The following is a 22,113-nucleotide window of genomic DNA, read 5'->3' as shown; positions in this document are numbered from 1 at the left end:
CTAAATAGTAAGCAGGGGAGGCGTGTTAAAAGTGCCTATAATTACTAAAATATCACAACAGAAAAAAGATCACGAACGATACAATATATTCCTGGATGAAAAGTATGCATACAGTGTCCACGAATCGGTGCTTGTTAAATTCGGTCTAACGAAAGGGATGTCTCTTGAAGACTGGTCGATTGACGAGATGGTCTATGAAGACGAAATCCGGAAAGCATTTAACCGGGCACTCCATTATCTTGGTTTCAGAATGCGCAGTGAATTTGAAGTGAAGAAAAAACTTTTGGAATTGGGATATGGGGAAGCAATTGTATTAGAAGCACTTGTGAAGTTGAAAAGCCTTGGATTTCTAAATGATGAAACCTATTCAGAGGCACTTCTTCAAACACGGAAAAATTCATCCACTAAAGGCCCAAAAGCAATTCAGCAAGAGATGCAAAAAAAAGGGATAGGGAAGGAATTACAGATCAAAGTGCTTGAAACCTATTCGGAAGATGAACAGCTTAAAATCGCAACGAAACTCGCGGAGAAGGCAGCAAATGCAAATCCTTCCGTGACTCCATCTCAATTAAAACAAAAAATCCAGAATGCATTGCTTCGAAAAGGGTATTCATTTGATCTTATTAAACAAGCGCTTGCAAATATTAACTTTGAGCGCGAAGAAGATGAATGGACAGCTATCGCCGATTCAATCGGAGAGAAAGCTTGGCGTCGCTATAGTTCAAAGTTTAGTGGACGAGACTTGAAAAATAAAGTGAAACAGGCGATGTATCAAAAAGGAATTCCGTTTGAGCGAATAGATCATTTCATTGATAAGAAGGAGAATGAAGAAGATGGAGATTGAAAAAAAATATAGTGCAATGACTGAACATGAATTACGTACAGAAATAGGCCGGCTGCGTGAAAAAGCACGCAAAGCCGAACAATTGGGCATCCTTAATGAGTTTGCAGTCTACCAACGGAAAATGGTTATGGCGCAATCCTACCTAATTGACCCAAGTACAATTGTTCCTGGTGAAATGTACCGAATTGACGGAGACGAAGGTATGTTTTTTCAAGTCGACTATTTAAAAGGCCGTTTTGCTTGGGGTTACAGACTAGGCGGCGAACGTGCAGATGAGGCGTTACCGATTGCCATGCTGAAGTCCGTAAAAGAAGGCAAATAAGAAAAGCGCAAGCGCCTTGGTAGACCCGACAAGCGCTGGAGGGATATATTCGCCACGTCTTGTGGCAACGTCGGGACTAGTACGTCCTGTACGTAGAGGGCCTTTAACTTAAGAAATGAAGCGCCAGTGGAAGGCAACTTAGGATAGCGGTATCCTGTCGCGACAAGGAGGGATGAAGTTCAATTCCTCCCCGCATGACCCACTTTGTGTGGGCCGAGAGGCTGATGACTGGAGTCTAGACATCGATCCATGTAGAAAAACTTGTATTTACTTACCTTCATATTAAGAGTTGGGCGCAAAGTTGAGTTTCTTTTGTAACTTGTCCTCAGAGAAAATCCATCCTGTATATGAATTTATGACGTTAAGTTCCTTGTCAATATGTGCAACCGCAACAAATGGGTAATAGCCTTTGCTTCGGTAACGAAGATCGACTAAGCGCACTTCACAGATGTCGCCGATGTTGGTGACAGACCATCTGTAAATGGGAGAAAATGATGTGAACGCTTTGATGTTTTTATCACTCATGGCCACATCAATTTCAGGGGTCTTCGGCATAGGTTCCCGTTCAAAGCGGTCGTAAATATTAACGGACCTGCCATAAGCACGTCCAACATAATGGCACTCCTTTGAAGAAGCAGCTATTCTCCATTGGAAGAAACGCATTGTTGGTGCGATAATGATTTTCGTCGCATCAGGGACCGTATTGAAGACGGCTTTTTTAACGGCTGATTTGATCGCAAAGCGCAATAAATAATAAAAGAAGATTATTACGTATGTCGTCAAAATCGTATAGACCGGATTTGCCCCCATTGCCCAAATAATTATCGCGACGGCATGCAATATGAAAATAATCGGATCGAATGTGTTAATGACGCCAATTGCAACCCACTTGTTGGAAAAAGGTCGTAATGCCTGTGTGCCATAGGAATTGAATATATCGACGAAGACATGTAGAAAAACGGCTAAAAAGGTCCACGCCCATACATGTATGAAGCTGGCTTGTGGGACGAAAAATGACATGAGTATTGTAATAAGTAGCGGCCATAATAATACCGCGGGAATCGAATGTGTAATCCCTCTGTGATGCCGTATGTAGACAGCGTTATTTCTTAATTTTAATACGGTATCGATATCCGGGATAAGTGAGCCGACAATAACACTTGCAACCACGGCGCTCATTGTCGAACTATCAGCTAAAACGACAGGGTCCGCCAGAGCGAGGCCACCAAGTGCGACACCCATAACAATATGTGTTCCAGTATCCAAATGATCACTCCTTTTACCTAAGCAGTCTTGCTAAGCATTGGATCGACTTTATCAATCACGCCTCGGAGTGATTGCGTCCAGATTTTGAATTGAGTTTTCCACTCCCTTCAAAATCTGTGACATCCGCCGGAGGCTTTGGGCCAACAGGATGTTGGTTAAATGTCATATACATATCAATACCCATTTATGCTCAATGATAAGCATATGCGATAAGGAGGAAATGATGCAAATAATAGTGAAGAAAGACGAATTCCGCGAAGCGCTTCTTTCCTGGTATCTTCGTGAAAAAAGAGACCTGCCTTGGCGGAGAACGTCGAATCCGTATTACATTTGGGTTTCCGAAGTGATGCTTCAACAAACGAGGGTAGATACCGTTATACCTTATTATGAACGGTTTATCGAAAGTTTCCCGACCATGGAGGCACTTGCGGGGGCAGAAGAAAATGATTTATTGAAAATGTGGGAAGGTCTCGGTTATTATTCTCGGGCCAGGAACTTACAAGCAGGTGTAAGGGAAGTGGTGTCAAATTATGGCGGAGAAGTACCTTCCAATCGAACGGATATTTCAACACTGAAAGGCGTGGGCCCATATACTGCGGGTGCTGTTCTTAGTATTGCATACGGAGTTCCCGAGCATGCCGTAGATGGCAATGTTATGCGCGTCATATCGAGATTACTTCTTATAGAAGAAGATATCGCAATTCCGCGTACAAAAAAGATTTTTGAAACGGTAGTCATGGATTTAATTGACCGAGAAGATCCTTCCTCGTTTAATCAAGGACTGATGGAACTTGGCGCTACAATTTGTACCCCGAAACCGAAATGTCTTCTTTGTCCGGTTCGAGACTTTTGTTTAGCATTCCAAGAAGGTAGGCAAGAGGATCTACCTGTGAAAACGAAGAAAACGAAAATGAAAATTATACCGGTTGCATCTTTTGTAATTCAAAATAGTAAAGGTGAGTGGCTACTCCGTCAACGTCCATCGAAAGGTCTGCTTGCAAGTTTGTGGGAGTTTCCAATGATTGAGCTAGTGGATGATAAAACACCACAAAAAATGGCCTATGAACATTTCGGTATGGAACTCGTGGGGATAGTTGATATACTATCTTTCAAACATATATTTTCCCATTTGACATGGGAGATGAAAAGCTTCGGGGCAAGGATTGATAAGACAGATACGATTCCTGAAGGTTACCGTTTTTTCACGCGGGAAGAAGTGGAAGCGCTACCGAAACCAGTGCCGGTATTAAAAATTTGGGATGAGATTAAACGAGGAGGACTAAAATGATGGCTGAAAATAAAGTAGCAATGGTGACGGGAAGTTCTAGAGGATTAGGAAAAGCACTTGCGATTGAACTCGCGAAACAAGGTTATGATATCGTTGTGAATTATGCACGAAGCCGGTCTGCCGCGGAAGAAACAGTGAAAGAAATCGAGGCACTTGGCAGAAGAGCAATTATGATTCGTGCCAATGTCGGTGATGTTAAAAAGCTTCGTACGATGTTTGAACAAGTAAAAGAGGAATTTGGACGTTTAGACGTGTTTGTTTCAAACGCAGCATCGGGTGTTTTGCGTCCGATTATGGAGCTTGAAGAAACACACTGGGATTGGACGATGAATATCAATGCGAAAGCAATGTTATTTGGCGCGCAAGAAGCAGCAAGACTGATGGATAAAGGCGGAAAAATCCTCGGAGTCAGCTCGCTTGGATCTATTCGGTATCTCGAAAACTACACGACGGTAGGCGTTTCGAAAGCGGCGATTGAATCGCTTACGCGCTATCTTGCTGTTGAACTTGCACCACTGGGGATTTCTGTCAATACCGTTTCGGGTGGCGCGCTTGATACAGAAGCACTGAAACATTTCCCTAATCGTGATGAACTGCTAGAAGATGCGCGTATTAACACACCTGCGGGTCGTATGGTTGAAATTGATGACATGGTGAAAGCAGCGATGTTCCTAATCTCGGCTGATTCAGATATGATTCGCGGACAGACGATTATTGTCGACGGTGGACGTTCGATTTTACTGTAAAAAATTCCAATTGAATAAAAAATGCCTTCTTGTACATGATAGTTGTACGGAGGTGAAAAATCCATTGACCAAAAATAACCCGAATCAAACTGATGCGAAACAAGTACGAAAACAGAACCAAGCATCACAACAACAAAACAAAAATGCAATGAACGAGGAGTTTGCTTCTGAAACTGATGTAAATCAGGTTAGGAAACAAAACCAACAATCAATGCAAAAAATGCAAAACCAAAATCAAAACCAAAATGCGATGACTGAGGAGTTTGGTTCCGAAACTGATGTTAATCAAGTTAGGAAGCAAAACCAACAATCCGAAGCAAACAAAAGAAATGCTTCTGGACAGCGCGCGAATCAGTTCGAGAACGGTTCGAAATAAGTAAATGGATTCCGCCGGCCGGCAGGGGCTTTATGCTTCTGCCGGTTTTTTAATTTCTTTGAAACTATAAAATTCTCGCCCTGTGGATACCCTACAAAAGACGATATTCCACGTCCAGATTCCAGCGCCTAAAGGCTCGGGTCATAAGCCAGTCCGGCTGTGCGGCAAAGAACGCCGCTTCGCCAGCCCGTCTTATGCCTGTCGCCTCTGAACAGGCGCTTGCGCTTTTGTTTTACCTACAATTGACGTCATGAATGGAAATAAAAGTTGAAAGGTTTCAAATAGTACCGTTCTCTTGGTATAATGATGAAATAATAATGGCTTCGAAATTTTCCGGCAACCAAAAGGTGGGTTAATCATGACGATTGCTAAAGAAGGAGAAACGATACAAGTACATAGTTATAAACATAATGGTAAAATCCATCGGGTTTGGCAGGAAACTGTAGTGTTGAAAGGAACACGTAATATTGTCATCGGTGCGAATGAAAGGACGCTTGTAACAGAGTCGGACGGACGTACATGGTTGACACGCGAGCCTTCGATTTGCTATTTTCACGCTGAGCACTGGTTCAATATCATTTGCATGTTAAGAGAAGATGGCGTTTATTATTATATCAACATGAGCTCACCTTTCGTTTACGATAACAAATCATTGAAATATATTGATTATGATCTTGATGTGAAAGTGTTCCCGGATATGAGTTATATGATTCTTGATGAGGATGAATATGACGATCATAGGAAGCAGATGGGTTATCCAAATGTTATTGATCAGATACTGAAGAAGAATTTGGATACTTTGCTTGGTTGGATCAAACAGCGCAGGGGGCCGTTTGCTCCCGACTTCATTGAAGTATGGACATCCAGATATGAATTCTACAAACAGGTCAAGAAAAGCAAGTGAAAAGCCTGATCGTGCTTGCAAGGATTTAGGTGTGCAGTGGGGAGGGATTGAATTACATCACTCCTTGTTACGACGGGACGTCGCGACCTTAGGCTGCCTTCCTTTGTCATTTATGCCTGTCGCGAAAGATTGCGGCAGGCTATTTCTACGCGGGTCGGTGTCTAGACTCCGGGCGCCAGCCCCTGGGCCCACATGACGTGGGTCATGCAGCTGTTGCGACAGGATGTCGCGATCCTAAGCTGCCTTCCTCTGTAGCTTCAGCCTTGCCGAAAAGGCAAAGATCGCCTTTATCTTCAAGCCTTTCAGCAGGGAGGGATGAACTGCATCCCTCCTACTTGTCGGGGCTAAACGGCGACTTACGCTTTCCATAGAGAGATAAGAAAGCATATACTTTTCAACTTAGTTTGCTGGCCAGCCCCTCGAGACGCTTCAGTCTTGCCCAAAAGGCAAAGACTGCCTTTATCTTCAAGCCTTCCAGCAGGGAGGGATGAACTGCATCCCTCCTACTTGTCGGGGCTAAACGGCGCCTTACGCTTTTCATGGAGAGATAAGAAAGCATATACTTTTCAACTTAGTTTGCTGGCTAGACTTCAGGCGCCAGCCCCTGGGCCCACACGAAGTGGGTCATGCAGTTGTTGCGACAGGATGTCGCGGCTTTAAACTGCCTACCTTTAATGTCGGGGCTAAACGGCGCCTTACGCTTTTCATAGTAGGAGGTTAAAAGATGGGTGACAGTATAAAACGCTATATGAAGTTTGTTAAACCATATAACTGGCTAATAGTTTTGACGATAGTTATTGGGATTGTGAAATTCGCTATTCCACTATTCATTCCACTGCTGATGAAAATCGTAATCGATGACATTATCGGATCGGATACACTGACTAAGGCAGAGATGACAAGGCAATTATTTTATTGGCTTGGCGGAACAGTTCTCGTGTTCTTTATCATCCGGCCACCGGTTGAATATTACCGACAATATTATGCCCAGTATGTGAGTAATAAGATTTTGTATGATATCCGGAAAGAGTTGTATTCACATCTGCAAAAATTGAGTCTCAGCTACTATTCAAATACTCGAGCTGGAGAAATCATTTCGCGGGTTATAAATGACGTGGAGCAAACGAAAAACTTTGTTATGATTGGGCTTATGAATGTTTGGCTTGACCTCGCGACAATCATCATCGCAGTTGTCATTATGCTGACGATGGACGTTCCACTGACGCTTGTTACGCTTTTGGCATTCCCTTTTTATGCGTACAGCGTCAAACACTTTTTCGGAAAATTACGAGAATTGACTGGGAAACGATCCCAAGCACTTGCGGATGTGCAAAGCTATCTGCATGAACGTGTTTCAGGTGTAAGTGTTATTAAAAGTTTTGCACTTGAAGAAGAGGAACAACAGCGTTTCGATAAGACGAATGGCAATTTTCTCGATAAAGCACTCGATCATACAAAATGGAATGCGAAAGCATTTGCAGTCGTAAACACGATTACTGATGTTGCACCACTTCTCGTTCTTGCATACGCAGGTTATCAAGTCATCAACAATGATTTGTCCGTTGGAACGATGGTTGCATTCGTCGCATACATCGACCGGGTTTATAATCCGTTGCGAAGACTGGTTAATGCTTCAACATCGTTAACACAATCTTTTGCTTCGATGGATCGTGTCTTTGATCTGATGGAACAGGATTATGATATTACGAATAAGCCCGGAGCAACGGAACTTCCTCCAATGGACGGAGAAATCGAGTTCGATAATGTGAGCTTTACGTATGAAACAGATGGAGAAACGATCTTGGATGGCATTAATTTTACTGTGAAACCAGGAGAGACAGTCGCATTTGTCGGCATGAGCGGCGGTGGGAAATCGACTATCGTTGGTTTGATTCCAAGATTTCATGATGTGACGGGCGGGGCTGTGCGTATAGATGGGCATGATTTACGAGACGTTACTATAAAATCGCTACGTGAGCAGATTGGAATTGTTTTGCAAGATACTATTTTGTTTAGTGATTCAGTAAAGAGCAATATTTTAATGGGGAAATCGGATGCAACAGATGAAGAAGTAATTGCTGCTGCAAAAGCGGCGAATGCACATGATTTCATCGAGGGGCTGTCGCTTGGTTACGATACAAAAGTAGGGGAACGTGGTGTAAAGCTGTCAGGTGGTCAGAAACAGCGGATTGCGATTGCACGTGTTTTCTTGAAAAATCCACCACTTCTTATCTTAGACGAGGCGACATCAGCACTTGACCTTGAAAGTGAAGCGCTCATTCAGGAATCGCTTGAACGACTTGCGAATGAAAGAACGACACTCATTATTGCTCACCGCTTGTCGACAATTACGCACGCGGATAAGATTTTTGTCATTGATTCAGGACAGCTAAAAGAGATGGGTACACACGATCAATTGATGAAATTACAAGGGATTTACTATGGTTTGTTCCAAGTTCAAGTACTTGGAGATTAAAAAGTTGGAGGAATTTTTATGAAAAAGATAAAATTTAGGCCACTAGCCTTGTTCATGATTGTTGCCCTTTTGGCAATGCTTGGAGCATGTTCATCGTCAAATTCGGATGAGGAAAGTATGCAACAAAATGCAAAGAAAATATTAGTTTATGGACATAGCGGAAATTCCACGTCACTAGACCCAGCCCATATGAAAGAAGGGGATTCTAGCCATGTTACTGTCAACCTGTATGAGACGCTTGTGAATCTCGATGAGGAAGGTGCAAAAGTAGTTCCTGGTTTGGCGGAAAAGTGGAAGTCTAGTGAGGACGGTTTGACGTACACGTTCCAGTTGCGGAAAGATGTCAAATTTCATGACGAAACAGATTTTAATGCAGATGCGGTCATGAAAAATTTTGAGCGCTGGACTAACGGCGATGCGGAAGAGTTTCCTTCCTACGGTTCGGTATTCGATGGTTTCAAGGTGGATGACAGTCGGATTATTAAATCGGTGGCGACTGACGGCGATGAAGAAATAACGATCAAGTTGAATCGCCCGCAAGAGTCATTCTTAAAAAATCTGACGATGAGTTCTTTCTCCATTGTTAGCCCGAGTGTATTTGAACAAAGGGATGATGAATTCGAAAGCGATCCTATCGGTACGGGACCGTTTCAATATGTCGAGGGGAAACAGAATGAAGCAATCGTGGTTGTGAAATTCCAAGAGTATTGGCAAGAAGGATTACCAAAGCTTGAAAAAGTCATCTTCAAGTCAATACCTGATAATACTGCACGCTTGAATGCATTGATTGCAGGAGATATCGATTTAGCGGATAGTATTAATCCGGAAGATAGAATGGAAGTTAACGACGATGCTGCTTTACAATTTTTTGAACGACCATTTATAAAGACCATTTATGAAGATGCTCCTTCCCTATTCACTGTCGATTCAACGTCGCTTTTAGGAGCGACAAAGTATTTGATGAATTACTTACCCCGTGCAACAGGCTTTGATGTGTTGTCGAAAGTGGAGTTCGAAATACCAAAAGAAGAAGAAAAAGAGTGAAAAAGCTATCCGATTGACCGATACCCTGGTTAATCGGATAGCTTTTTTCGGTTGTAGATTAAAACATAATCTACTGTTAATAGGTTTTAGTACCAAGAGTATGACTTTGTCATTATAAGAATATACGAAAAAAGTATTGCATTTATTCTGCATAATCGTATAATAAGAACGACCTATTAATTCTGAATATAAATAATTGATTGATAAAGAAAAAGGGTGATCAGATGGATGAGAGGAAGATTGTCCTCCAAGTAAAGGATTTACAGACGACCTTTTTTACTGATTCGGGGGAAATACCGGCTGTTGATCATATTGACTTCCATTTGAAAGAAGGAGAAATCCTTGGAATTGTCGGAGAATCTGGTTGCGGAAAAAGTGTAACTTCCTTATCGATAATGGGGCTAGTACCAAAGCCTCCTGGAAAAGTTGTCGGGGGCGAAATATTATTTGAAGATAAAGACTTACTTGCTATGAATGAAAAGCAGATGCGGCGTATTCGAGGAAATGATATTGCGATGATTTTCCAAGAACCGATGACATCGCTGAATCCATTGTTCTCGATTGGCAATCAAATGACAGAAGCAGTGCGAATTCACGAAAAAGGCTGGTCTAAGAAAAAGGCCGAGGGAAAAGCAGTTGAAATGTTGAAATTGGTCGGTTTGCCTCGTGCAAAGGAAATGATGAGAGACTACCCTCACCAATTATCGGGAGGAATGCGGCAGCGTGTAATGATTGCGATGGCGCTGGTATGTGATCCTAAAGTACTCATTGCTGACGAACCAACCACTGCTCTCGATGTGACGATTCAAGCACAGATATTGAAGTTAATGAGGGAATTAAATACGAGACTGAATACGGCTGTGCTCCTAATTACTCATGACTTGGGTGTCGTTGCAGAAACATGCGAACGAGTCATTGTCATGTATGCTGGACAAATTATTGAAGAGGCATCCGTTAAGATGATCTTCGAAGATCCCCAGCATCCTTATACAAAAGGGCTGATTCAATCCGTTCCCGACATGCGCTACAAAAAAGAGCGACTCTATTCTATCCCAGGCAGCGTGCCGAAACCCGGTTCGATTCAGCAAGGGTGCAGATTTGCAGCAAGATGTGAATTTGCATTTGATCGTTGTCTAACAGAAGATCCTGAACTATATGAAACATCGGCTGTTCACCAGACGAGATGCTTTCTATACGACAGAGAAGGGGTGGAACAGCATGACAACAAAGCCCTTATTGAAAGTTGAAGGTTTGAAAAAGTATTTCCCCATTAAAAAAGGGATTCTTGGCAGAACGGTCGGTTACGTTAAAGCGGTGGATGACGTGTCATTTTACGTGAATGAAGGGGAAACCCTTGGCATAGTAGGCGAATCTGGATGCGGTAAATCGACAACAGGTCGAATGCTCATGCGGCTTCTTGAACCAACTGAAGGAAAAGTAGAGTTTGACGGCAAAGATTTGACGTCCTTATCTACCGAGGAAATGCGAAAAACAAGACGAGATATCCAAATGGTATTCCAAGATCCATACGCATCATTGAATCCGCGTCACACGATTGAAAAGATATTAGAAGAGCCGCTCATTGTGCACGGCCTTGATAATTCAAAAGAGCGGAAAAAGAAAGTGCGTGAATTTCTCGAAATTGTTGGTCTAAGCGCATATCATGCCAAGCGTTATCCACATCAGTTTAGTGGAGGACAGCGGCAACGTATCGGAATTGCTCGAGCGCTAATGACAAATCCGAAACTGATAATTGCTGATGAACCTGTATCGGCTCTCGATGTGTCGATTCAGTCTCAAGTGTTAAACCTCATGCAAGATTTGCAGAAGGAATTCAATCTCACTTACATCTTCATTGCCCACGATCTTGGGGTCGTCCGTCATATAAGTGACAGGGTCGGCGTTATGTATCTAGGGAAGATGGTAGAAATGGCAGACAGCGAGCAGCTCTATTTGAAAGCGCTTCATCCGTATACACAGGCATTATTGTCAGCGGTTCCAGTACCTGATCCGGATTTCAAGAAAGAGCAAATTCTTCTTGAAGGGGATATTCCAAACCCTGCAAATCCTCCTAGCGGTTGCACGTTCCATACGCGCTGTCCGCATAAGATGGAAATTTGCACGAAAGTTACACCAAGGCTCACTGAGCATGATTCGGGTCATTCTGTCGCCTGCCATCTTTACAGTGAACAGGTAGACAATGATATAAAACAGTTGGAGGGGTCAATATGAGAAAAAAGAAGTTAGGCTTACTAGTACTAATGTTGCTTCTCGTTCTTTCGACAGCGCTAGCCGCTTGTGGATCAGATGCTGGCGATGGCAAGAAGGAAGAAGGCAAAAAAGAAGGTACTAAAACTGAAGACGGTAAAAATGTGCAAGATACATTAGTGTTTGGACGCGGTGGGGATTCAACTTCCCTCGATCCATCAAGGGTAACTGAAGGAGAATCTTTCAAAGTTACGGTCAACCTTTACGAAACGCTTCTGAACTTCGGGGAGCAGGACACAACGATTACCCCGGGGCTTGCAACAGAATGGGAGCCAAGTGAAGACGGTTTAACATACACATTCAAACTGCGCGAAGGCGTCAAATTCCATGATGGAACTGACTTTAATGCTGACGCAGTCGTTAAAAACTTTGAGCGCTGGGCAAATGGCGACGCAGAAAAATTCCCATACTACAACTCAATGTTCGGTGGTTTTAAAGGTGATGAAGGGCATGTTATTGAGTCAGTTACAGCAGATGGCGAAAATACAGTGCTAATTAAATTAACACGTTCACAAGCACCATTCCTTAAAAATATCGCAATGAGTATGTTTGCAATTGCAAGCCCGACTGCATTTGAATTAGGTGACGATCAATTCGAAAGAAAACCAGTTGGTACAGGTCCATTCCAGTTCGTTGAATGGAAACCAAATGAAACCATCACAATTGAAAAATTCGATGATTACTGGGATGAAGGACTACCAAAACTTCAAAAGATTATCTTCCGTTCAATTCCTGACAACTCTGCACGTTTGAATGCATTGATGGCTGGAGATATCGAACTTGCAGATGGTATTAATCCATCAGACGGCAAATCGATTGAAGATAATGAGAAACTTCAATTGTTTGAACGCCCATCTATGAACGTGGGCTACTTGGGTCTTACAGTAACACGCCCGCCTTTCGATAAAAAAGAAGTACGTCAAGCGATTAACTATGCAATCGACAAACAATCAATTGTTGACTCATTCTTCGAAGGACGTGCGGATGTCGCTAAAAATCCGATGCCGCCATCCATTTCAGGTTATAACGACGATGTAGAAGGATATGAATACAATCCTGAAAAAGCGAAAGAACTTCTAAAATCGGTAGGACTTGAAGATGGTTTTGAGATGGAACTATGGGCAATGCCGGTACCACGTCCATATATGCCAGATGGTAAAAAAGTGGCTGAAGTCATTCAGAAAAACCTTGCTGATATAGGAATTACTGCGAAAATCGTTTCGCATGAATGGGCAACTTATCTTGAACTTGCAAGTAAAGGAGATGCAGATGCGTTCATGCTCGGCTGGACTGGGGATAACGGAGATGCAGATAACTTCCTATACGTCTTGTTAGATGAAGATAATATCGGCAGCAATAACTATACGTATTATAAGAACGACGAACTGCATGACATTCTAATTGCAGCACAAACTGAAGTCGATGAAGAGAAACGAAATGAATTGTACAAAAAAGCACAAGTTATTATTCATGAAGACGCTCCTTGGGTGCCGCTTGCTCACTCAACTCCGCTTCTTGGAGGAGCTAAGAATCTATCAGGTTTCCTTCCACACCCAACTGGGTCGGATTTGCTGTCGAAAGTAGAATTCAAGTAACAACAGATTGTTAGAGATGAACAGAAAGGGAGAGGTCTTTCGGATTTCTCCCTTTTTCCTTTCATTTGATGGATACATATAAGTTGATAGTAGAGTTGGAGAGGTGAAAAATTATGCTGAGCTACATTGGAAAAAGATTGCTGCAGCTCATTCCCGTCCTGCTTGGGATGACGTTTATCGTATTCATGATTATCCGTGCAATCCCGGGTAACCCCGCACAAATTATACTAGGGCAGCAGGCGACTAAAGAGTCAGTCGAAGCATTGACGATAAAGCTTGGTTTGGATAACCCTTGGTATGTTCAGTATTTTAAATACCTGGGTGACCTTTTTAAAGGGGATTTGGGTGAGTCAATGAGAACCCGGGCTCCTGTAACAGATGAAATATGGCCTTATTTAGCAGCTACTTTTGAATTGGCACTGTTTGCTATTGTAATAGCAGTAATCATTGGTATCAATGCAGGAATTATCTCGGCATGGTTCCAAAATTCATGGTTTGACTATACGGCAATGATTTTGGCACTTGTCGGTGTGTCTATGCCTATCTTCTGGCTCGGCCTTATGGGGCAATGGGTTTTTGCAGTAGAAAATCCGTGGTTGCCGACTGGAGGGCGAGAGGAAGTACGAGATCCTGTCAATGCCATAACGAATCTCTATGTAATCGACACAATTATTCAAGGACGTTTTGACCAGTTATGGCAGGTTTTCCGTCATCTTATTTTACCGGGACTAGCACTAGCGACAATACCGATGGCAATTATCGCACGGATGACCCGTTCAAGTATGCTTGAAGTAATGCGTTCTGATTATATTCGTACCGCTCGGGCCAAGGGGCAGAAAATGTTTTGGGTCGTTTATAAGCATGCACTTAAAAATGCAATCATTCCGGTGTTAACAATTATTGGTCTGCAAATGGGAATGTTGCTTGGTGGTGCGATTTTGACAGAGACAATTTTTGCGTGGCCTGGTGTTGGACGTTATATTTACGACGCAATTGGGTTCCGAGATTATCCCGTCATACAGTCTTCGATTCTAATTGTGGCGCTCTTCTTTGTTATGATTAACCTACTTGTTGACTTGCTCTATAGTCTGATAGATCCGAGGATTAAATATGATTGAGGAAGGGGGAAGCACTTATGTCTGAATTTGTACCTAAAGTAGATGGAATCACGAAAAATAAAATTGAAAAAACCGCAGGACCTTGGCGTGAAGCTTGGAATGGCTTTAAAAAGAGTAAAGTGGCGGTTGCCGGTATGGGCATTGTTTTATTCTTTATCTTGCTGGCGGGATTCGGTTTTCTGGCGGAACAAGGTTATCTCGGTCAAAACATTGGACTAGAGGGCATTAACGACCAAAAATTATCGGACCGGCTTCTCCCGCCTTCAAGTGAATATTGGTTCGGAACAGATGACCTTGGTAGGGATATTTTTTCTCGAATTGTTCACGGTGCCCGGATTTCACTATGGGTTGGATTCTTTTCTGTAATCGGATCAGTGGTAGTAGGAAGTGCATTGGGTATTGTAGCAGGTTATTATGGCAGATGGGTTGATACGATTATTTCACGTGTATTCGACATCATGTTGGCATTTCCTTCTATCTTATTGGCCATTGCAATTGTTTCCGTACTTGGTCCGAATCTACAAAATGCGCTTATCGCAATCGCGGTTATTAATGTGCCGAACTTTGGGAGGCTAATACGTTCAAAAGTATTAAGTATAAAAGAAGATGAATATATTACTGCGGCAAAGGGAATTGGAATGAAAGATGCAAGGATTCTATTTTCTCACATCTTGCCGAACTCTATGGCACCGGTAATTGTTCAAGGAACTTTAGCAATTGCAACGGCAATCCTTGAAGCGGCTGCACTTGGGTTTTTAGGACTTGGTGCGCAAGCGCCGATGCCCGAGTGGGGAAAAATGCTGGCAGATTCAAAAAGCTTCCTTCATTCAGCCCCGTGGACAATGATTTTTCCGGGTATCGCGATTATGCTTACTGTACTAGGCTTTAACTTAATGGGTGATGGTTTACGCGATGCACTCGATCCTAAGATGAAGAGCTAAGATAACAAAACGTCCCGTAAGCCGATGAATTAACCGGTTTACGGGACGTTTTTTAAAAGATACGAAAGTATACGTTTTTCACCTGGAGAAGTTTCTAGACTCCTGCGCATAGCCCTAGGCACACAGGGAAGTGGATCATGCTGAGCCTTCCTCTGTCGCTTAAGGCCTTCAACGCTTTTTGGTTCTACTGAGGCGCTTACGCTTTGCTTAATAAATTTCTTCACTTAGTTTCGAATTCACTTTATTGTTATGATACTTCTGAAATAAAACGATTAGCTTGTCAAAGTGTTCGAGTTGTTCTTCATAATTAAAGATAGAAGACAGGATATGAAGAAGATGATAGGCGGAAAATTCCTCTTCTTCCTTTGTAAGGGCAATTTCCTTTGCGAATATCTCCATCACTTCATAACGCTGGATGTATTCTTCATTTGTACTGGTACTTACTGCGTCAGACTTTAGTTTACCGACGAACTTCAGATGAAGCTGTTCGTGGTAGGTGAGTAAAGCATCCAAACGTTCCTGCACCATCATCCGGAAATGTTCCGGCAAATCAATCAGTTCATTTTCAAACTGATGGAGTCTTTTTAATACATCGTAACTGCTCCTCGAAGTAGCGACCATTTGTCTGTAAACGACAAGTTTTCTCGCTTTGTTTCTCGTATTCTTTTTAAAGTAGCTCCGTTCCTCTTTAAATAGCGTGTAAAGCAGATCTACCTGAGAAAGTCGTTCCTTCGATTTAGTCAGTGACTTTTTTGTTGCAATATGGTCAGATGCTTGCCTTCCAGCAAGGCGGGTCCAACGAATGATTTCATCTTGTGCCTGATGGATAGACTCAAATAGTTTTGTTTCGTATTTCGGTGGCATGAATAGCAAGTTCACAACGAAAGCGGCAAGAATACCGACTATCATCGTCAGAAATCTAAGCAATGCAAATGACAAGAACTCGTCGCCTTTGATTTCCATTATGGCGATCATTACTACGAGTGCCATCGAAATTGACTTTTCAAGGCCCAATTTAATCATTATTAATATAATAATGACAGTGGCAAGACCTATGAAGACAAGCTGATTACCAAATAGAAGAACAAATAAAACTGCAACTACTGCACCTATCACATTACCCTGAACCTGTTCGATAATTGTTAAATAAGATCTATAGATAGAGGGTTGGATGGCGAAAATGGCCGCGATTCCCGCAAACAATGGATGCGGCATTTGTAAAACCTCTGCTAGGAACAATGCGAACACAATCGCAATGCCTGTTTTAAAAATGCGGGCACCAAGTATCATGGGAGTTATCCTTTCTAATCAAACACGCCTTGGCGTGTTCGCACTCAGACTTTTATCTAGATTGCTAGATAAAATTCCACTTAAAAGTCTGTGGTATCCGTCGGAGACTGTAACTTCATTTAGCTAGAGTTTGCCTCCTATCAAGTTGTATGCCTATTTTGCAAATGCCTATCACTTTATAGAAGTGGAAGGCTTCCGCTAAATGAAGTTAAAGCTGTTTTTCGCTACTGTACCTTAACTGTACGATGCGGTCAACCGTTTATTGAAGTTGCAAGCTCTTTGAATGAATGATTGACTGCACTAAGTGTATCCATAATGTCTTTTTCAGTATGGGCAGTTGTTAAAAACCAAGCTTCATATTTCGATGGCGCAAGATTGATGCCATTTTTCAACATTAGTTTGAAGAACTTGGCGAACACGTTGCCGTCTGTAGCTTCAGCCTGTTCGTAGTTTTCTACTTTCACGTCTGTGAAGAATAGTGTAAGCGCTCCTCCTAGGCGGTTTGTTGTTAATGTAATTCCGTGCTCTTTTGCAGAATTCAAAATGCCTTCTTCAAGAATAGCACCTAGACGGTCCATTTCTTCATAAATACCAGGCGTTTGAAGAATTTCTAGAAGGGCGATACCTGCTAACATGGAAGCTGGATTCCCAGCCATTGTCCCCGCTTGATAAGCAGGCCCTAGTGGAGCAACTTGTTCCATAATCTCTTTTTTTCCACCGTAACCACCAATTGGCAAGCCGCCACCAATGATTTTTCCGAAGGCAGTAAGATCAGGTGTTAAACCGAGCAAATCCTGTGCACCGCCATAGTGGAAACGGAATGCAGTAATTACTTCATCATAAACAATCAAAGCGCCTTTTTCAGCTGCGATATCATGGACAAGTGGTAGGAACCCTTCTTTTGGTTCAACAATGCCGAAGTTACCAACGATTGGCTCGACTAGAATACATGCAATTTGGTCGCCCCATTTTTCCATTGCTTCTATATAAGCATCAGGATCGTTAAATGGAATCGTAATCACTTCTTTAGCGATCGACTCTGGTACACCTGCCGAATCGGGCGTACCAAGCGTTGCGGGGCCGGAACCTGCTGCAACCAGTACAAGATCAGAATGGCCGTGGTAACAGCCGGCGAATTTCATGATTTTTGTTCGCCCTGTATAGGCACGAGAAACACGGATGGTCGTCATGACAGCTTCTGTCCCGGAATTTACAAAGCGTACTTTATCCATTCTAGGCATTGCTTCCTTCAACATTTTTGCAAACTTCACTTCATGTCGAGTGGGCGTTCCATATAACAGACCTGTTTGTGCAGCTTTTACAATCGCTTCAGTAATATGTGGATGGGCATGCCCTGTAATGATGGGTCCATATGCAGCAAGATAGTCGATGTATTTGTTGCCATCGACATCCCAGAAGTAAGCACCTTCTGCACGTTCCATTACTGTAGGAGCACCGCCGCCAACTGCGTGGTATCCGCGCGAAGGGCTATTTACCCCTCCTACGATATGCTCGCAAGCTTCATTATAGAGTTTTTCTGAATTCGTTCTGATCATTTCAATTCCCCCGTTCAATTCATTACCCTCTCTATTCTAAACAAAATGGGGCAGATAGCCAAAGAATTTGAAACTAATGGACGCATTCTGTACGATTAAGGAAAGAATATATTGGAGGAATGGAAAATGACGACACTTGAAGGTATGCATGCACCGGAATTTACATTGCCAAACGAGAACGGTGAAATGGTTTCATTAAAAGACTTCGCAGGTGAAAAGTATGTTGTTCTCTATTTTTATCCGAAAGATTCAACGCCTGGATGTACAACGCAAGCTTGCGACTTTCGCGATGCGTATGAAGACTTCAGCAAGCTGAATGCTGTAGTGCTAGGGGTGAGCCCTGATAGCGCAACTTCGCATGATAAGTTTATCGGTAAACACGGATTGCCATTTTCACTTCTTGTTGATGAAGAGCACACAGTTGCTGAAAAATACGATGTTTGGAAGTTAAAGAAGATGTTCGGTAAAGAGTATATGGGTATTGAGCGTTCAACATTTTTGATTGATCCGACGGGGACGGTCGTCAAGGAATGGCGTAAAGTGAAAGTGAAAGGCCATATAGAAGAAGCGCTTGCCACACTAGAGCAACTAACACAGTCTTGAGGGGGAACAAGAAATGGAAGTACTATTTACATTTGATATGAAGGAACATCAGGTACAGGGGCTAGTCACGAGGTTTCCTGAAGTACTATTTCATTTCAATAAAAAGCCGAAAGACATTGAAATCCAAACGGCATCAATTATCGTGACATATGGCGTTGATGTAGACGTTGTGCTTCTCGACAAAGCGAAATCACTAGAATGGATTATGGTTGCGTCGGCGGGCGTTGAAAAAATGCCGCTTGCTGAAATAGCTGAGCGCAATCTCGTCATGTCAAATGTTCGTGGTATTCATAAAACACCGATGGCGGAATCTGTTCTCGCGCATATATTATCACTGCAGCGGTCGTTACCGCTTATTGACGATAGGCAACGTTCACTAGAGTGGAATCGAAAAGTTGGTTCGATTGAATTAAAAGGGTCAACCGCACTTATCTTAGGGCCTGGCGCAATTGGGTCTGAAATAGGACGCTTACTTCAGGCGTTTGGTGTTACGACAATTGGCTGTAACAGATCCGGCAGGGCAAGTGAATCGATGGATGAGACAATAAAATTTGAGACTTTACTAGATAGAGTGGGCGAAGCGGACTTCGTTATTTCTGTTTTACCGAGCACACCAGAAACAATAGGTTTACTAACTGAAAGGCATTTCAAGGCTATGAAGGATAATGCGGTCTTCATGAACTTCGGCCGAGGAGACCTGTTTGCTGAATCAATCCTGATAGCTGCATTGAAAAACAATGAACTCAGGCATGCAGTGCTCGATGTATTTGAAGTGGAGCCGCTAGCTGCTGATAATGAATTATGGGGACTTGCGAATTGTACGGTATCACCACATGTTTCGAGTCTTTCCGGCAAGTATGTTGAAAGAGCCCTCGTTATTTTTGAAGAAAATCTGGGCAAGTGGCAACGTGGTGAGCGGGATCTTCTGAACTTGATTGACATGAAACTCGGCTATTGAATTGTATCTCGGTGCCAGTTACTGAACCCGATTCAAATGAAGTGGTTCAAACAGCGATTTAGTTGACATATGCACCCTATTTTAAGTACACTAATGATAATAATTATAAAGTAAGAATCTTTATGGATAGAGGTGCATAGCGATGTCGGAAGTTAGATTGAAAGGCGCGCTGGACACATTGAAAAAAAGTGGCGTCAGAATTACGCCGCAGCGGCATGCGATTTTAGAGTATCTTATCTCTTCTGAGTCACATCCAACGGCTGATGATATATATAAGGCACTTGAAGGTGATTTTCCTAACATGAGCGTTGCAACAGTATATAATAACCTTCGTGTGTTCCGAAATGCGGGGCTCATTAAGGAACTTACTTATGGAGATGCTTCGAGCCGTTTTGATTTTGTGACTCATGATCACTATCATATCATCTGTGACGAATGCGGAATGATTGTTGATTTTTATCATCCTGGACTAGAAGAGGTTGAGCGCTTAGCTTCTCATGTAACAGGATTCATAGTGAATTCTCACCGTCTAGAAGTATATGGTACATGTCCGTCATGTACTTCGAGCGTAGCAAACACTAAATAAAAAAGCGTCCGATACTCCTTCCAATGAAGGTTGTATCGGACGTTTTTTTTATTTCTTGGTATCCTCTTTTACTGCAGCAGTTTTGCTCTTCGTTCTATTATAAGATTCGTCAAACTCTTTACCTTCTAATGAAGGGTCAAGTGTGAGTGGTTCTCGGCAATGCCCGCACATGTCTACGCGTCCGAGCATTTTCGTATGTTTGCCACAACTAGGGCAGACGATTTGAATGGCTCGCGTGGATAGAGATCCGATCCAAGCATAAACAATGGTACTGCTAAGGATGGCAAGAACGCCAAGAAACATGAATATGAGCATAACAATCTCGTATTTCCTGAAGAAAATCCCGATATACATAATGACGACCCCGGCAAATATTAAAGCAAGGGCGAATGACCGGATCCTATTTATCTTATTTTTATAGGGCTTCATCCAACGTACCTCCTTGATATATCCTCAATTACTATATCATATATTTCGTTTTCTACGTTATTTAACCTTCTTGAATAAAGGATATCCTTGCCTCTTCGTCGAAAGGAAATGGCAGGGAGGTGTATTAGTGGAACAAGTATTAAGACCAATTTATCAGGAGCGGGCAAGTTTTCCAGAGACACTTGGTGTCATTCTTGTAGAAAAGAGAGGGAAAGAGGATCCGATTACAGATACATTCGATGCAATCCTCCTCATCATTACCGCCGACGATGAAATCCCTGTCTTTACGAAACATTACACAGACGGAAATGAGAAAGCTGCAATGCATATAATTAGTGAAAAGCAGTTAAGGAAATGGTTAGTCCTCGGTTCAAAGCGAAAAGTTGTAGATTGGCTATATTACGGAAAGGTCTACTTCGATCGAAATGAGTTCGTCGAAAAACTAAGAATGGAATTACAGGAGTATCCTTTTTGCGGACGGGATATAAAAATGGGCCTAGAGTTTTCGAAGCTTGTAAGAGGATATATGGAAGGTAAAAAGTTTTTTGAAGAAGGAAACTACATGGATGCTTATCATCATGTTGTTAAATCTCTTCATCATCTTGCGAGGCTTGCAGTTATTGAAAACGGATTATTTCCAGAAGTGACGGTATGGTCCCAAGTGAAAAAGATAGACCCGGCAATTTACAAACTATATGAAGAACTGATTATGAGTGACGAGCCTTTAGAAAAACGATTAGAATTATTGTTTCTTGCGAGTGAATTTTTCATTCATAATCGGACAGCTGATGGTGCTCGTCATATTAGAGACGTCATGGCGATTCAAGAGCTATGGACGATTCAGGAACTACACGAACACGAAGAAGTTAGAATGTATTCAATCGACCTTGAAGTGTTTATTGAGTTTTTGATTGATAAAGGATTCATTCTGGTGGTTCAGAGCGATTCTAAAAATGAGTTGATCTTCCACAGGGACTATAGAATAGTGTGACTGGCAATGGGGTAATAGGGCGATTTAAATTCGTCCTATTAATCTAGTTGACAAAAGAATGCGGGGCATGTTATTATAAATCTTGTCGCTTGGGAGGCAAAGCAAATCACCGCCTGAGAGATGAAGTGAAGTTGAAAAAAAGAAGTTGAAATTAGTTGTTGACACGATCGACGTAAGTTGATATGATATGAAAGTTGTCACTGAAACAACGACAACTACTAAAGCGAGGAACGCAATTCAACTCCTCTCCAAATGAACCTTGAAAACTGAACAGCAAAACATCAATGAAATACAGCGAGAGTGCTAACGCACTTGAGCAAAACGTTTCTAACTAAGCCAACTTCGGTTGGTCGAAAAGAAACACGCACAAGAATCTTCGGATTCGAGTCAGCAAGAAATGAGCTATTCGATTTCTTTATGGAAAACTCTTTTCATCATGCTTTGCATGGTGAAAAAGTTCTTATGGAGAGTTTGATCCTGGCTCAGGACGAACGCTGGCGGCATGCCTAATA

Annotated in this window: 21 protein-coding genes; 17 read left to right on the top strand and 4 right to left on the bottom strand. The window is 42.4% G+C overall.

Translation table 11 applies throughout. From position 1 onward, the window contains the following. The first annotated feature begins 31 nt into the window (after positions 1 to 31). Entirely contained in the window at positions 32 to 844 is an 813-nt protein-coding gene (gene recX / locus I2484_RS11530) for a recombination regulator RecX (RefSeq protein ID WP_207151171.1), read from the top strand. Next, complete coding sequence (locus I2484_RS11525; RefSeq protein WP_207151170.1) at positions 834 to 1,166, top strand: YfhH family protein; 333 nt, start codon at positions 834 to 836, stop codon at positions 1,164 to 1,166. The genes recX and I2484_RS11525 overlap by 11 nt, the downstream gene beginning before the upstream one ends. Before the next feature lie 282 nt (positions 1,167 to 1,448). Here I2484_RS11525 and I2484_RS11520 read toward each other — a convergent pair whose 3' ends face one another. Further along, positions 1,449 to 2,432 carry a metal-dependent hydrolase gene (locus I2484_RS11520; RefSeq protein ID WP_207151169.1) on the bottom strand — a complete coding sequence of 328 codons (984 nt, stop codon included), beginning with the start codon at positions 2,430 to 2,432 and terminating at the stop codon, positions 1,449 to 1,451. A gap of 223 nt (positions 2,433 to 2,655) precedes the next feature. Here I2484_RS11520 and mutY point away from each other — a divergent pair, with 223 nt between their 5' ends. From mutY to nikC, 11 genes are all read left to right on the top strand, one after another. Next, on the top strand, positions 2,656 to 3,720 hold the full coding sequence (gene mutY / locus I2484_RS11515) for an A/G-specific adenine glycosylase (RefSeq protein ID WP_207151206.1): 1,065 nt from the start codon (positions 2,656 to 2,658) through the stop codon (positions 3,718 to 3,720). Next, positions 3,720 to 4,466 (top strand): enoyl-[acyl-carrier-protein] reductase FabL, encoded by a 747-nt coding sequence (gene fabL / locus I2484_RS11510; protein ID WP_207151205.1) that lies wholly within the window; start codon positions 3,720 to 3,722, stop codon positions 4,464 to 4,466. The genes mutY and fabL overlap by 1 nt, the downstream gene beginning before the upstream one ends. A gap of 64 nt (positions 4,467 to 4,530) precedes the next feature. Further along, entirely contained in the window at positions 4,531 to 4,842 is a 312-nt protein-coding gene (locus I2484_RS11505; protein ID WP_207151168.1) for a gamma-type small acid-soluble spore protein, read from the top strand. 358 nt (positions 4,843 to 5,200) lie between these two features. Beyond that, positions 5,201 to 5,746, top strand: a complete 546-nt coding sequence (ntdP, locus tag I2484_RS11500; protein WP_207151167.1) for a nucleoside tri-diphosphate phosphatase — start codon at positions 5,201 to 5,203, stop codon at positions 5,744 to 5,746. A gap of 724 nt (positions 5,747 to 6,470) precedes the next feature. Continuing rightward, positions 6,471 to 8,222, top strand: a complete 1,752-nt coding sequence (locus I2484_RS11495) for an ABC transporter ATP-binding protein (protein WP_255551344.1) — start codon at positions 6,471 to 6,473, stop codon at positions 8,220 to 8,222. A gap of 18 nt (positions 8,223 to 8,240) precedes the next feature. Continuing rightward, complete coding sequence (locus I2484_RS11490; RefSeq protein ID WP_207151166.1) at positions 8,241 to 9,266, top strand: ABC transporter substrate-binding protein; 1,026 nt, start codon at positions 8,241 to 8,243, stop codon at positions 9,264 to 9,266. Positions 9,267 to 9,490: 224 nt separating this feature from the next. After that, on the top strand, positions 9,491 to 10,513 hold the full coding sequence (locus I2484_RS11485) for an ABC transporter ATP-binding protein (protein ID WP_207151165.1): 1,023 nt from the start codon (positions 9,491 to 9,493) through the stop codon (positions 10,511 to 10,513). Next, positions 10,485 to 11,498 carry an ABC transporter ATP-binding protein gene (locus I2484_RS11480; RefSeq protein ID WP_207151164.1) on the top strand — a complete coding sequence of 338 codons (1,014 nt, stop codon included), beginning with the start codon at positions 10,485 to 10,487 and terminating at the stop codon, positions 11,496 to 11,498. The genes I2484_RS11485 and I2484_RS11480 overlap by 29 nt, the downstream gene beginning before the upstream one ends. Then, positions 11,495 to 13,129 carry an ABC transporter substrate-binding protein gene (locus tag I2484_RS11475; protein ID WP_207151163.1) on the top strand — a complete coding sequence of 545 codons (1,635 nt, stop codon included), beginning with the start codon at positions 11,495 to 11,497 and terminating at the stop codon, positions 13,127 to 13,129. The genes I2484_RS11480 and I2484_RS11475 overlap by 4 nt, the downstream gene beginning before the upstream one ends. A 113-nt stretch (positions 13,130 to 13,242) precedes the next feature. Continuing rightward, the gene (locus I2484_RS11470; RefSeq protein WP_207151162.1) at positions 13,243 to 14,247 is read left to right on the top strand and encodes an ABC transporter permease; all 1,005 of its coding nucleotides are present in this window, start codon (positions 13,243 to 13,245) and stop codon (positions 14,245 to 14,247) included. Between the two features lie 17 nt (positions 14,248 to 14,264). Beyond that, positions 14,265 to 15,188: a nickel transporter permease gene (nikC, locus tag I2484_RS11465; protein ID WP_207151161.1), complete on the top strand. Its 924-nt coding sequence runs from the start codon at positions 14,265 to 14,267 to the stop codon at positions 15,186 to 15,188. Between the two features lie 207 nt (positions 15,189 to 15,395). On the opposite strand, the gene I2484_RS11460 is transcribed toward nikC, so the two are convergent. Then, positions 15,396 to 16,478 carry an FUSC family protein gene (locus tag I2484_RS11460; protein ID WP_207151160.1) on the bottom strand — a complete coding sequence of 361 codons (1,083 nt, stop codon included), beginning with the start codon at positions 16,476 to 16,478 and terminating at the stop codon, positions 15,396 to 15,398. Between the two features lie 251 nt (positions 16,479 to 16,729). Next, positions 16,730 to 18,034 carry a glutamate-1-semialdehyde 2,1-aminomutase gene (locus I2484_RS11455; protein ID WP_218627993.1) on the bottom strand — a complete coding sequence of 435 codons (1,305 nt, stop codon included), beginning with the start codon at positions 18,032 to 18,034 and terminating at the stop codon, positions 16,730 to 16,732. 126 nt (positions 18,035 to 18,160) lie between these two features. Here I2484_RS11455 and bcp point away from each other — a divergent pair, with 126 nt between their 5' ends. The 3 genes from bcp to perR all read left to right on the top strand — a co-directional run bounded on the left by bcp (position 18,161) and on the right by perR (position 20,181). Then, the gene (gene bcp, locus I2484_RS11450; protein ID WP_207151159.1) at positions 18,161 to 18,637 is read left to right on the top strand and encodes a thioredoxin-dependent thiol peroxidase; all 477 of its coding nucleotides are present in this window, start codon (positions 18,161 to 18,163) and stop codon (positions 18,635 to 18,637) included. A gap of 13 nt (positions 18,638 to 18,650) precedes the next feature. Further along, positions 18,651 to 19,595 (top strand): D-2-hydroxyacid dehydrogenase, encoded by a 945-nt coding sequence (locus I2484_RS11445; RefSeq protein ID WP_207151158.1) that lies wholly within the window; start codon positions 18,651 to 18,653, stop codon positions 19,593 to 19,595. Positions 19,596 to 19,737: 142 nt separating this feature from the next. Then, a complete protein-coding gene (gene perR / locus I2484_RS11440) occupies positions 19,738 to 20,181 on the top strand; it encodes a Fur family transcriptional regulator (RefSeq protein ID WP_207151157.1) in 444 nt (147 codons plus the stop codon). Between the two features lie 48 nt (positions 20,182 to 20,229). On the opposite strand, the gene I2484_RS11435 is transcribed toward perR, so the two are convergent. Then, a complete protein-coding gene (locus I2484_RS11435; protein WP_207151156.1) occupies positions 20,230 to 20,610 on the bottom strand; it encodes a YgzB family protein in 381 nt (126 codons plus the stop codon). A 127-nt stretch (positions 20,611 to 20,737) separates the two neighbouring features. Between I2484_RS11435 and I2484_RS11430 the strand changes: the two genes are divergently transcribed. Further along, positions 20,738 to 21,601, top strand: a complete 864-nt coding sequence (locus I2484_RS11430) for a nucleotidyltransferase-like protein (RefSeq protein WP_207151155.1) — start codon at positions 20,738 to 20,740, stop codon at positions 21,599 to 21,601. Positions 21,602 to 22,113: the final 512 nt, after the last annotated feature.

Origin of the sequence: Sporosarcina sp. E16_8 (assembly GCF_017347095.1) — a bacterium.
In the GTDB taxonomy this organism is placed as follows: Bacteria; Bacillota; Bacilli; order Bacillales_A; family Planococcaceae; genus Sporosarcina.
The sequence above is the reverse complement of the archived record's forward strand: the minus strand, read 5'-3'. Positions and strand labels throughout refer to the sequence as shown.

What these genes read in the sequence shown, in the direction of transcription:
- I2484_RS11525 (WP_207151170.1), top strand. Translation starts at nt 834, where the DNA reads ATGGAGATTGAAAAAAAATATAGTGCAATGACTGAACATGAATTACGT.
- mutY (WP_207151206.1), top strand. Translation starts at nt 2,656, where the DNA reads ATGCAAATAATAGTGAAGAAAGACGAATTCCGCGAAGCGCTTCTTTCC.
- fabL (WP_207151205.1), top strand. Translation starts at nt 3,720, where the DNA reads ATGGCTGAAAATAAAGTAGCAATGGTGACGGGAAGTTCTAGAGGATTA.
- ntdP (WP_207151167.1), top strand. Translation starts at nt 5,201, where the DNA reads ATGACGATTGCTAAAGAAGGAGAAACGATACAAGTACATAGTTATAAA.
- I2484_RS11495 (WP_255551344.1), top strand. Translation starts at nt 6,471, where the DNA reads ATGGGTGACAGTATAAAACGCTATATGAAGTTTGTTAAACCATATAAC.
- I2484_RS11490 (WP_207151166.1), top strand. Translation starts at nt 8,241, where the DNA reads ATGAAAAAGATAAAATTTAGGCCACTAGCCTTGTTCATGATTGTTGCC.
- I2484_RS11485 (WP_207151165.1), top strand. Translation starts at nt 9,491, where the DNA reads ATGGATGAGAGGAAGATTGTCCTCCAAGTAAAGGATTTACAGACGACC.
- I2484_RS11480 (WP_207151164.1), top strand. Translation starts at nt 10,485, where the DNA reads ATGACAACAAAGCCCTTATTGAAAGTTGAAGGTTTGAAAAAGTATTTC.
- I2484_RS11475 (WP_207151163.1), top strand. Translation starts at nt 11,495, where the DNA reads ATGAGAAAAAAGAAGTTAGGCTTACTAGTACTAATGTTGCTTCTCGTT.
- I2484_RS11470 (WP_207151162.1), top strand. Translation starts at nt 13,243, where the DNA reads ATGCTGAGCTACATTGGAAAAAGATTGCTGCAGCTCATTCCCGTCCTG.
- nikC (WP_207151161.1), top strand. Translation starts at nt 14,265, where the DNA reads ATGTCTGAATTTGTACCTAAAGTAGATGGAATCACGAAAAATAAAATT.
- I2484_RS11460 (WP_207151160.1), bottom strand. Translation starts at nt 16,478, where the DNA reads ATGATACTTGGTGCCCGCATTTTTAAAACAGGCATTGCGATTGTGTTC.
- I2484_RS11455 (WP_218627993.1), bottom strand. Translation starts at nt 18,034, where the DNA reads ATGATCAGAACGAATTCAGAAAAACTCTATAATGAAGCTTGCGAGCAT.
- bcp (WP_207151159.1), top strand. Translation starts at nt 18,161, where the DNA reads ATGACGACACTTGAAGGTATGCATGCACCGGAATTTACATTGCCAAAC.
- I2484_RS11445 (WP_207151158.1), top strand. Translation starts at nt 18,651, where the DNA reads ATGGAAGTACTATTTACATTTGATATGAAGGAACATCAGGTACAGGGG.
- perR (WP_207151157.1), top strand. Translation starts at nt 19,738, where the DNA reads ATGTCGGAAGTTAGATTGAAAGGCGCGCTGGACACATTGAAAAAAAGT.
- I2484_RS11435 (WP_207151156.1), bottom strand. Translation starts at nt 20,610, where the DNA reads ATGAAGCCCTATAAAAATAAGATAAATAGGATCCGGTCATTCGCCCTT.